Source organism: Streptomyces sp. NBC_00009, assembly GCF_045040855.1.
GTDB lineage: Bacteria > Actinomycetota > Actinomycetes > Streptomycetales > Streptomycetaceae > Streptomyces > Streptomyces aureus.
On sequence record NZ_CP108312.1, the window covers coordinates 6,319,723 to 6,330,000 of the forward strand.

The following is a 10,278-nucleotide window of genomic DNA, read 5'->3' on the forward strand; positions in this document are numbered from 1 at the left end:
AGTACGAAGCCGGGTAGTGGATCAGGCCCCCCGGGGTGGTCCATTTCGCCCCTCCCGCCCCGGTACCACCGCCCACAGCTAATTCCTAGCCGCCTTCGTACGTGATGTGCGCCCTATGTGCGGGCTCACATCGGGCACGTAACAACCTCACCAAGCGTTGCCACTGCAACGCGCCGTGTGACCGGATTCGTCGGGAAGTATCAGGTGGACGTCCCCGAACTCATGCCACAGGTAAAAATGTCCCAATGCTTCCGCATATGTACGGGTAATTGCCTCGGCTCCTGCTATGGCCTCCAGCATCAGCAGGTGCGACGCCTCCGGCTCGTGCAGCCCGGTGAGGAGGCCGTCCACCACCCGCACACCCCGCTCGGGCGTCACCACGAGGTCCGTCCAGCCCGCGGCCGCCCGCACCACCCCGTCCCGCCCCGCGGCCGACTCCACGGCCCGCACGGCCGTCGTACCGACCGCCACCACCCGCCCGCCGCCGGCCCTCGCCGCGTTGATCAGCCGCGCCGACGCCTCCGGCACCTCGAACCGCTCCGGATACGGCGGCTCGTGCGACTCCGCTGACGCCACCCCCGTGTGCAGCATGATGGGCGCGAACTGCACACCCCTGCTGACCAGCTCCGCCACCAGCCGCGCAGTGAACGGACGTGCCGCACTCGGCATCTCCGCACTGCCCGCCCCGTCCGCGTACGGCAGCGCGAACACCGTCTGATAGACGGAGAGCGGCTGATCGCGCTCCGTATAGGAGTAGCGGATGGGCCTGCCGTGCCGCCGCAGCAGCGTGGGCACGTCCCCTGTGACCCGCACCCACCACAACCGCGCCCCACCGCCCGCCAGCGGCTCCTCCCATACGAGGCGCACGCCCTCGGGGAGTACCGCCACCGTCCCCTCCGGACCGCCCGCACGCGGGCGCGTGGTGCCACGTCCGTCCGGGTCCCGCAACTCGACGGCCCAGCGTCCGTCATCGCCACGCGTGGAGAAATGCACCACCACGCGCGCGTGCCCGATCTGCCCGTCGACCGCGGCGGCCAGCGTCGGCGACGTATTGACCACGAGCAGATCCCCGGCCCGCAGCTCTCCCGACAGCTGTGCGAAGTCCCGGTGCGTGACGTCCGTGCCGCGCGAGACGAGCAGCCGCACCGCGTCCCTGTCCAGGCCGGGCCCACGCTGCTCCGCCGGCACCCGGGCCGACAACTCCTCCGGTACCCGCACCGCGACCGTCACCGTGCCTCCAGAAGAAGAGAGGGGGCGGCATACCGCCCGCTGTCCGGCCGCTCGTCGAGCAGCCGCAGGAACGCCGGCACCACCGTCTCCGGCAGCGGCCGGTCCGAGTCGTCGTCGAGCGGCGCCGCCGCCCGGTAGAGATCCGTGCGCATGTCGCCCGGATCCACCGCCCACACCCGCAGCCCCGGCTCCTCCACCGCGAGGACCGCGGACAGCTGGTCGAGCGCGGCCTTCGAAGCGCCGTAGCCGCCCCAGGTCTCGTACGCCTCCGCCGACGCGTCCGAGCTCACCGAGACGACCGCGCCCCCGGCCGACTCCTGCAGCAGCGGCAGCGCCTCCTGCACCAGCCCGAGCGCAGCCACGACATTGACCTCCAGCGCCCGCCGCAGCCCCTCCATCGGCAGCGCGTCAAGGCGCACCAGCGGCTCGGCCCCCAGCGCGCTCGCGTTGTTCACCAGCAGATCGAGCCCCCCGAGACCGCGCGCCGCCGCCACCAGCTCCGCGCGGTGCGCCACGTCCGTGACATCCCCGGACAGCGCCTCCACCCGCGTCCCGTACTTCCCCGCCTCGTCCGCGGCCTCCCGCAGCACCGCCCCGGACCTGGCGTCGAGCACCAGATCCCAGCCGCGCCGCGCGAGAGCCACGGCGAGCGCGCGACCGAGCCCCTTCGAAGCCCCCGTGATGATCGCCACCGGCATGACATCCGTCCCCTCGGGCCCGTCGGGCCGCCCTTGTGCCGTACGTGCTTCGATCTGCCTCCAACGTAGGAACCGACCCGCCCCGGGCGCCTCGTCCGCGGGCCGCACCTCACCGGGGCCCTTCGCCCTACGTCCACCGGACCAGAAGGCGGCCGCCACAGGCCCGATACGCGTTGTCACACCCCGCCGGTACCTTGAGGTCATGAGTCACGGCCCACGATCAGGCCTCTCCGCGGTGAGCTCCGCGCTGCTGGCCATGAGCAGACACCTCGAGGTGCGCGACGTCCTCAAGACGATCGTCGCGTCCGCCCGCGAGCTGCTCGACGCCGAGTACGCGGCCCTCGGAGTGCCGGACGACCACGGAGGCTTCGCGCAGTTCGTCGTCGACGGCGTCAGCGACGCGCAGTGGAAGGCCATCGGCCCGCTCCCGCGCCAGCACGGCATCCTCGCCGCGATGCTGCGCGAGGCGAAGACCGAGCGCCTCGGCGACGTGCGCAAGGACCCGCGCTTCGAGGGCTGGCCGTCCGCGCACCCCGAGATGTCCGACTTCCTCGGCCTGCCCATCCGTGACGGGGACGAGGTCATCGGCGCCCTCTTCCTCGCCAACAAGAAGTGCCCCAAGCCGCAAGGAGGTTGCGGCTTCACGATGGAGGACGAGGAGCTGCTGACGATCCTCGCCCAGCACGCGGCCATCGCCCTGACGAACGCCCGCCTGTACGAGCGCAGCCGCGAGCTCACCATCGCCGAGGAGCGCTCGCGCCTCGCCCACGAACTGCACGACGCCGTTAGCCAGAAGCTCTTCTCCCTGCGCCTGACCGCCCAGGCCGCCGCGGCCCTCGTCGACCGCGACCCGTCCCGCGCCAAGGGCGAGTTGCAGCACGTGGCGGAGCTGGCCGCCGAAGCCGCCGACGAACTGCGCGCCGCCGTGGTCGAGTTGCGCCCCGCGGCGCTCGACGAGGACGGCCTGATCGCCACGCTGCGCACGCAGATCCAGGTACTCGACCGCGCCCACTCGGCCCGCGTCACCTTCGACTGCGGCGGCATCCGCGCCCTGCCAGCCGCCCAGGAGGAGGCCATGCTCCGCGTCGCCCAGGAGGCGCTGCACAACGCGCTGCGCCACTCGGGCGCCGAGCACGTCGGCGTGACGCTCGACAAGCGAGGCCCCGGAGCCGTCCTGCGCGTCAGCGATGACGGCGGCGGTTTCGAACCCAAGGCCGTCCGGCATGCGGGACGCCACCTCGGCCTGGTCTCGATGCGTGACCGGTCCAGTGGCGTCGGCGGCCGTCTGACGGTGGAATCGGAGCCCGGCAAGGGCACCACGATCGAGATGGAGGTCCCCGGTGGCTGACAACAGGATCCGGGTGCTGCTGGTCGACGACCACCAGGTCGTCCGCCGAGGGCTGCGCACGTTCCTTGAGGTCCAGGACGACATCGAGGTAGTGGGGGAGGCGTCGGACGGCGCCGAGGGCGTCGCCCGTACCGAGGAGCTGCGGCCGGACGTCGTCCTGATGGACGTCAAGATGCCCGTCATGGACGGCGTCGAGGCCCTGCGCAAGCTGCGTGAGCTGGCCAACCCCGCGCGCGTGCTCATCGTCACGAGCTTCACCGAACAGCGCACCGTGGTCCCCGCCCTGCGCGCGGGCGCCGCCGGGTACGTCTACAAGGACGTCGACCCGGACGCCCTGGCCGGCGCCATCCGCTCGGTGCACGCGGGCCATGTGCTGCTCCAGCCGGAGGTGGCCGGCGCCCTGCTCTCGCAGGAGGAGACCAACGGCGGGCAGGGGAGAGGCAATTCCCTGACCGAGCGGGAGCGCGAGGTGCTCGGCCTGATCGCGGACGGCCGGTCGAACCGGGAGATCGCCCGCGCCCTCGTCCTCTCCGAGAAGACGGTCAAGACGCATGTGTCCAACATCCTGATGAAGCTCGACCTGGCGGACCGCACCCAGGCCGCTCTGTGGGCCGTACGCCATGGGGCGGCCGGCTGAACGGTCCCGCGGCTGCGGGACGGCATGCGGCTTCGTCGTGCCGGGCGAGGGGGACGGCAATGTGGACGGCAATTCGGATGGTTCCGTTCCGGGCTGAGATTCATACTGTCGTGTGTATGTCCCCCAGATGGCGCATCCTGCGCGAGGCCCTGGCGTTCTCCAGTGCGTGCTGCGGCGGTTCGTCGCAGTGATCGCCTAGGAGGGTCAAGAAGTGAAGAAGCTGAAGAGGGTCGCGGCCGTATCGATGGTCGCCGGTGGGCTCGTCGCCGCCGGTGCCGGTATGGCCTCCGCCACCGACGCGCACGCGGACGGCCAGGCCGTGCACTCGCCCGGCGTCGTCTCGGGCAACGTGATCCAGGCCCCGGTCCACGTCCCGGTCAACGTCGTCGGCAACACCGTGAACGTCATCGGTGTGCTCAACCCGGCCTTCGGCAATTTCGGCGTCAACCACTGACGTACGCCTCAGGTCCACCAGTGACCACCGGCCCCCGGTATCCCCGGGGGCCGGTCCCGTTTCAGGCCCGGCCGCGGACCAGTTGATCCGAACGGGCACGACGCCGCCCCCGCCCGTGTCATCCGCCCGGCCTACCCGTTGCACAGCGTGCGCCCCCGTGACTGGGGTCGAATCGCCATAGCTGGAGGAATACATCTCATGAACATCGCCAAGAAGGCCGCCCTGGCCGTCGCCGTCGCCGGTATCGCCGCGGGTGCTTCCGCCGGAGCCGCTTCCGCGAACGCGGGCGCCGAGGGCCTGGCAGCCCATTCCCCGGGTGTGGGCTCGGGCAACCTGGTGCAGGTCCCGGTCCATGTTCCGGTCAACGCCACGGGCAACAGTGTCAACGTGATCGGCCTGCTGAACCCGACGTTCGGCAACGCCTCCGCGAACTACTGACACACCCCCAGGAAGGGCCCCACGGACACGGATCCGCGGGGCCCTTCCTACGTGTTACGCCACTCCCGAGCGACTGCGCCGCGGCGCAGTCGCGCCCCCAACGCCCATATGCCCCCGCCTCATCGCCCCCCGCGCTCCCGCTCCTCCACGAACGCGTTGTACGCCGCGACCTGCGCCCGCCGGGCCGTCCGCTCCACCGGCCGCAGCGCCTCCGACCGCGCCACCATCTCCGAGGCACTCACGGCCCCGCCGTGCCCGCTCTCGTACGCCACCGAGATCAGCAGCCCGACGCGCTGCGCCAGCTCCAGCACCCTTACCGCGCGCGGCGGATAACCCGGCGCGAGAACCTCGCGCCCCCGCTCGGCCCGCGCGCGGTACGCGTCCACCGCCGCCTCGGCCACAGGCCCCGACCCGGCGACGTCGAGCCGCGACAGTACGGCCGTTGCGTCCCGCAGCGCCTCCGCCAGCTCCCGCTCGGCCTCACCGAGGGAGGGCACGTCCGCAGGGGGCGCCTCCCGCACGGGAAGGCAGTGCCACAGGACGTCCACATGGACGTCGCCGGCGGGCCCGGCCTCGTACACCTCGGGCACGAGCCCGAGCGCGGCCCCCTGGCACACGACGGCCTCCTCCGCGTCGAGGGCGCGCGCGTTGAACTCGGGAGGACCGCTCAGGCCCAGCGGGTGGCCCGGCGCGGGCAGCGCCACCCGCAGCCCGGTCGCCCCCAGCGTGCGCAGCCGCCCCAGGGCGAGCGTCAGCCCCACCGGCGCCGACTCGCCGGGCAGCCCCTCCACCCGGTGCACCGCGTCCTCGCCGACTATGGCGAGCGCGGCGTCATCGGGAGCAACAAACCCGGCCAAAAGGGCATTTCCCCATGAGGCCAGCCGACCTGAGCGTGGTTCCGAAAGCATGGGCTCCACCCTAAAGACCGGCCGATGGATTGGACCGGTCGACCGGTGGCGTAGGTTTTCCCTTGGGGGATGCGTCCACAAGACGCACGCGACTGCCGAGACTGCAATGGGAGACAACGCGCTCATGAGCGATGTACTGGAGCTGGTGGACGTATCCGTGGTCCGCGAGGGCCGGGCTCTGGTGGACCAGGTCTCCTGGTCGGTCAAGGAAGGTGAGCGCTGGGTCATCCTCGGCCCGAACGGCGCCGGCAAGACGACCCTCCTGAACGTCGCCTCCAGCTACCTCTTCCCCAGCAAGGGCACCGCCACCGTCCTCGGCGAGACCCTCGGCAAGCCCGGCACCGATGTCTTCGAGCTGCGCCCGCGCATCGGCGTCGCCGGCATCGCGCTCGCCGAGAAGCTCCCCAAGCGCCAGACCGTCCTGCAGACCGTCCTCACCGCCGCGTACGGCATGACCGCCGGCTGGCACGAGGACTACGAGGACATCGACGAGCAGCGCGCCCGCGCCTTCCTCGACCGCCTCGGCATGACCGAGTACGTGGACCGCAAGTTCGGCACGCTCTCCGAGGGCGAGCGCAAGCGCACCCTCATCGCCCGCGCCCTCATGACCGACCCCGAGCTCCTCCTCCTCGACGAGCCCGCCGCCGGCCTCGACCTCGGCGGCCGCGAGGACCTCGTACGCCGTCTCGGCCGCCTCGCCCGCGACCCGATCGCCCCCTCGATGATCATGGTCACGCACCATGTCGAGGAGATCGCCCCCGGCTTCACCCACGTCCTCATGATCCGCCAGGGCAAGGTCCTCGCCGCGGGCCCCCTGGAGCTGGAGCTGACCTCCCGCAACCTCTCCCTCTGCTTCGGCCTCCCGCTCGTCGTCGAGCAGCGCGGCGAGCGCTGGAGCGCGCAGGGCCTCCCGCTGGGCTGACCCGGCGCGGGCCGCTCCCACGGCACCCTGTCGCCGGAGGGAACCCCGGTCCTACCATGACCATGTGGCAGACATCGACGCATGGGTGTGGTGGCTGATCGGGGCGGCCGCGCTCGGAATCCCTCTCGTCATCACCGCGATGCCCGAATTCGGCATGCTCTCCGCCGGTGCCGTCGCGGGCGCCGTGACCGCCGGCCTCGGCGGCGGGATGGTGATGCAGGTCCTTGTCTTCGCCGCCGTCTCGGTCGCGCTCATCACCGTCGTACGGCCCATCGCGGCCCGCCACAGCGCCCAACGACCCGTGCTCGCCACCGGAATCGAGGCCCTCAAGGGCAAACAGGCCGTCGTCGTCGAACGCGTCGACGGCAGTGGCGGCCGTATCAAGCTGGCCGGAGAGATCTGGTCCGCCCGCTCACTCGACGAGTCCGAGAGCTACGAGCCGGGCCGTCACGTCGACGTCGTCGACATCGAAGGAGCCACCGCGATCGTCGTGTGATCATGGTGACGTGATCGGGGAGGTGGCTTGAACTCCCTACGCCGCAGGGCCCGTTCTGACAGACTCGACCAGCAAGATCCTCAAGATCTTCCGGCGGGACCCGCCGGAACGACGACGGCACGAAGGGCACGGGAGACGCGATGTCAGCGATCATCATCGTCCTGATCATTCTGGTGGTGCTGGTCTTCATAGCCCTGATCAAGACCATTCAAGTCATCCCGCAGGCGAGCGCGGCAATCGTCGAACGCTTCGGCCGCTACACCCGCACACTGAACGCGGGCCTGAACATCGTCGTCCCGTTCATCGACTCGATCCGCAACCGGATCGACCTGCGTGAACAGGTCGTACCCTTCCCGCCCCAGCCGGTGATCACCCAGGACAACCTGGTCGTGAACATCGACACCGTCATCTACTACCAGGTGACCGACGCCCGCGCCGCGACCTACGAGGTCGCCAGCTACATCCAGGCCATCGAGCAGCTCACGGTCACCACCCTGCGCAACATCATCGGCGGCATGGACCTGGAGCGGACTCTGACCTCCCGCGAGGAGATCAACGCGGCCCTGCGCGGCGTCCTCGACGAGGCCACCGGCAAGTGGGGCATCCGCGTCAACCGCGTCGAGCTCAAGGCGATCGAGCCGCCCACCTCCATCCAGGACTCGATGGAGAAGCAGATGCGCGCCGACCGCGACAAGCGCGCCGCGATCCTCACCGCCGAAGGTATCCGTCAGTCCCAGATCCTCACCGCCGAGGGCGAGAAACAGTCCGCGATCCTGCGCGCCGAAGGTGAGGCCAAGGCCGCCGCCCTGCGCGCAGAGGGCGAGGCCCAGGCCATCCGTACGGTCTTCGAGTCCATCCACGCCGGCGACGCCGACCAGAAGCTCCTCGCCTACCAGTACCTCCAGATGCTCCCGAAGATCGCCGAGGGCGACGCCAACAAGCTCTGGATCGTGCCCAGCGAGATCGGCGACGCACTCAAGGGACTCTCCGGCGCCATGGGCAACTTCGGCCCGATGGGCGGCGGCTCGGCCCCCGCGGGCGCCGAGCGCCGCGAACAGCCTCCGATCGACTGACCTGTCTGACCCGCCCCGCACACGAAGAAGCCCGCCCCGGAGGCGGGCTTTTCCGCGCGCGCCGCGTCTCGCGCTACGCCGCCGTACGCGCCAGCCAGGCCGGCAGAGCGTCCCGCTCGGACTGGCCGAGCGTCAGCAGCATCGCGTCGGCCGGCGTGGGCTCGAACGGCTCCCGCAGCAGCGGCATCCCCGCCTGCTCCGGAGTCCGGTCCGCCTTGCGATGGTTGTCCTCCGCGCACGAGGCGACCGTATTCAGCCAGGAGTCCGCACCACCGCGCGACCGCGGCACCACGTGGTCCACGGTCGTCGCCCGCCGCCCGCAGTACGCGCACCGGTGCTGGTCACGCACCAGCACACCCCGCCTCGACCACGGAGCCTGTCTTCGGAAGGGCACCCGTACGTACCTGCAGAGCCTGATCACCTGCGGCACCGGTATGTCCACGGCGGCCGCACGCACACGGAGTCCGGGGTGGGCCTGCTCGACGACGGCCTTGTCCTGCAGCACCAGCACGACGGCCCGGTTGAGCGTCACCGTCGACAACGGCTCGAAGCTGGCGTTCAGTACCAGCGTGTCCCGCATCTCGCCCACCTCCCGTACGTCCCCGGCCCACCCCCGTGGCGGGCTTGGATCAACTCTGGCCGGGCGCGCCGAGATGGACAACGCAATAAAAATGCCCGCCCCCGATCACTTCCATGACCGGGGACGGGCAAACAGCCGATGAACGCTAGCTATCCGCGGAAGCCGCGTACTCCGCGAGGACCTGCGCGCGCGCCAGCGTGTGGAAGCGCAGGTTGAACCCGACGACGGCCGGCGAGGCGTCCGAGTCGGGACCCAGCTTCTCCTGATCCACCGCGTACACGGTGAAGACGTAACGGTGGGCCGGGTCACCGGGCGGCGGCGCGGCGCCCCCGAAGTCCTTCGTCCCGTAGTCGTTGCGCACCTGCACCGCACCGGCGGGCAGCCCCTCGAACTTGCCGCTGCCCGCGCCGGCCGGCAGCTCGGTCACCGAAACCGGGATGTCGAACACGGTCCAGTGCCAGAAACCACTGCCCGTCGGGGCGTCCGGGTCGAAGCACGTCACGGCGAAACTCTTCGTCTCGGCCGGGAAGCCCTCCCACCGCAGCTGCGGCGAGGTGTTCCCGGCCGCGTAGACCTGAGCGTCCTTGAGTACTGCACCCGGCTCGAAGTCCTCGCTCACCACCGTGAACGACGGCACCTGCGGATGGAAGTCATGGGGAAGCGGCGGCCTCTTGAGGTCGGTCACGTCGGCACCTCCTGATCGGCGAAAACTCTCGGTGCCGAGCCTATGCCCCGCCCGGCCGGCAGCGGGCGGCGCCGCCACCGGCCGGTGCACAGGGGTCAGAACCAGTTGCGCTTGCTGCCGACCTCGGACAGCCACTGGTGCAGATACGCCGACCAGTCCGTCCCCTGGAAGTCGTTGTGCCCCACGACGAACGACCGGAACGTGTCACTGCTCTCGCTGAAGAGCCCCGGCTTCTTGTCCATCTCCAGGACGACGTCCATCTCGCGGTCGTCCGCCACGAAGCTCAGCTCGACCTGGTTGAGCCCGCGGTACTGCTGCGGCGGGAAGAACTCGATCTCCTGGTAGAAGGGCAGCTTCTGCCGCGTCCCCCGGATGTGCCCGCGCTCCATGTCCGCACTCTTGAAGCGGAAGCCGAGCCCGATGAAGGCGTCCAGGAGCGCCTGCTGCGACGGCAGCGGGTGCACGTTGACCGGGTCGAGGTCACCGGAGTCCACGGCCCGCGCGATCTCCAGCTCGGTCGTCACCCCGATGTTCATCCCGCGCAGCGGCTGTCCGTCGATCGTCGTGACCGGCGTCTCCCACGGGATCTCGAGCCCGAACGGCACCGCGTGCACGGCGTTCGCCTGTAGCTGGAAGGCACCGCCGAGGCGCAGCTTCGTGAACTCGATGTCCTGCTTGGTCTCCTGGTCCGCGCCCTCGACCTCGACCCGCGCCTGCAGACCGACCGACAGCCCCTCGATGTCCTGGTCCACGGACCCGCCCTGGATCCGCACCTCGCCCTGGACGACGCCACCCGGCACCACGTTGGC

The 10,278-nt window shown here is 70.8% G+C and carries 12 protein-coding genes and 1 pseudogene (1 of these 13 only partly in view); 7 read left to right on the forward strand and 6 right to left on the reverse strand.

Annotated elements, in window-relative coordinates; all coding sequences use genetic code 11:
* Positions 1-147: 147 nt before the first annotated feature.
* Positions 148-1,230 (reverse strand): S-adenosylmethionine:tRNA ribosyltransferase-isomerase, encoded by a 1,083-nt coding sequence (locus OHA58_RS28550; RefSeq protein WP_405482331.1) that lies wholly within the window; start codon positions 1,228-1,230, stop codon positions 148-150.
* Positions 1,227-1,928: an SDR family NAD(P)-dependent oxidoreductase gene (locus tag OHA58_RS28555; RefSeq protein ID WP_405482333.1), complete on the reverse strand. Its 702-nt coding sequence runs from the start codon at positions 1,926-1,928 to the stop codon at positions 1,227-1,229. The genes OHA58_RS28550 and OHA58_RS28555 overlap by 4 nt, the downstream gene beginning before the upstream one ends.
* Positions 1,929-2,130: 202 nt before the next feature.
* Between OHA58_RS28555 and OHA58_RS28560 the strand changes: the two genes are divergently transcribed.
* From OHA58_RS28560 to OHA58_RS28575, 4 genes are all read left to right on the forward strand, one after another.
* On the forward strand, positions 2,131-3,276 hold the full coding sequence (locus OHA58_RS28560; protein WP_405482335.1) for a GAF domain-containing sensor histidine kinase: 1,146 nt from the start codon (positions 2,131-2,133) through the stop codon (positions 3,274-3,276).
* Positions 3,269-3,913 (forward strand): response regulator transcription factor, encoded by a 645-nt coding sequence (locus tag OHA58_RS28565; protein ID WP_266565853.1) that lies wholly within the window; start codon positions 3,269-3,271, stop codon positions 3,911-3,913. The genes OHA58_RS28560 and OHA58_RS28565 overlap by 8 nt, the downstream gene beginning before the upstream one ends.
* Positions 3,914-4,124: 211 nt before the next feature.
* Positions 4,125-4,367, forward strand: coding sequence for a chaplin (locus OHA58_RS28570; protein WP_405482337.1), 243 nt, complete (start codon positions 4,125-4,127; stop codon positions 4,365-4,367).
* 198 nt (positions 4,368-4,565) lie between these two features.
* On the forward strand, positions 4,566-4,805 hold the full coding sequence (locus tag OHA58_RS28575) for a chaplin (protein WP_405482339.1): 240 nt from the start codon (positions 4,566-4,568) through the stop codon (positions 4,803-4,805).
* A 119-nt stretch (positions 4,806-4,924) separates the two neighbouring features.
* Here the strand turns inward: OHA58_RS28575 and OHA58_RS28580 are convergent, their stop codons facing one another.
* Positions 4,925-5,713, reverse strand: a complete 789-nt coding sequence (locus tag OHA58_RS28580) for a hypothetical protein (protein ID WP_405482341.1) — start codon at positions 5,711-5,713, stop codon at positions 4,925-4,927.
* 124 nt (positions 5,714-5,837) lie between these two features.
* Here OHA58_RS28580 and OHA58_RS28585 point away from each other — a divergent pair.
* The 3 genes and pseudogenes from OHA58_RS28585 to OHA58_RS28595 all read left to right on the forward strand — a co-directional run.
* Positions 5,838-6,368 (forward strand): annotated as a pseudogene (locus tag OHA58_RS28585) (ABC transporter ATP-binding protein); the annotation flags it as partial.
* A gap of 331 nt (positions 6,369-6,699) precedes the next feature.
* Entirely contained in the window at positions 6,700-7,131 is a 432-nt protein-coding gene (locus OHA58_RS28590) for an NfeD family protein (RefSeq protein ID WP_405482343.1), read from the forward strand.
* A gap of 140 nt (positions 7,132-7,271) precedes the next feature.
* Complete coding sequence (locus OHA58_RS28595) at positions 7,272-8,204, forward strand: SPFH domain-containing protein (protein WP_100592537.1); 933 nt, start codon at positions 7,272-7,274, stop codon at positions 8,202-8,204.
* 73 nt (positions 8,205-8,277) lie between these two features.
* Here OHA58_RS28595 and OHA58_RS28600 read toward each other — a convergent pair whose 3' ends face one another.
* From OHA58_RS28600 to OHA58_RS28610, 3 genes are all read right to left on the reverse strand, one after another.
* Positions 8,278-8,784: an HNH endonuclease gene (locus OHA58_RS28600; protein ID WP_100592538.1), complete on the reverse strand. Its 507-nt coding sequence runs from the start codon at positions 8,782-8,784 to the stop codon at positions 8,278-8,280.
* A gap of 145 nt (positions 8,785-8,929) precedes the next feature.
* The gene (locus OHA58_RS28605) at positions 8,930-9,469 is read right to left on the reverse strand and encodes a YbhB/YbcL family Raf kinase inhibitor-like protein (protein WP_405482344.1); all 540 of its coding nucleotides are present in this window, start codon (positions 9,467-9,469) and stop codon (positions 8,930-8,932) included.
* A gap of 95 nt (positions 9,470-9,564) precedes the next feature.
* Positions 9,565-10,278: the 3' portion of a sporulation protein gene (locus tag OHA58_RS28610; RefSeq protein WP_405482345.1), read on the reverse strand. It continues 69 nt past the right edge of the window; the window shows 714 of its 783 coding nt (coding positions 70-783); its start codon lies off the right edge, out of view — the gene reads right to left on this strand; it ends in the stop codon at positions 9,565-9,567.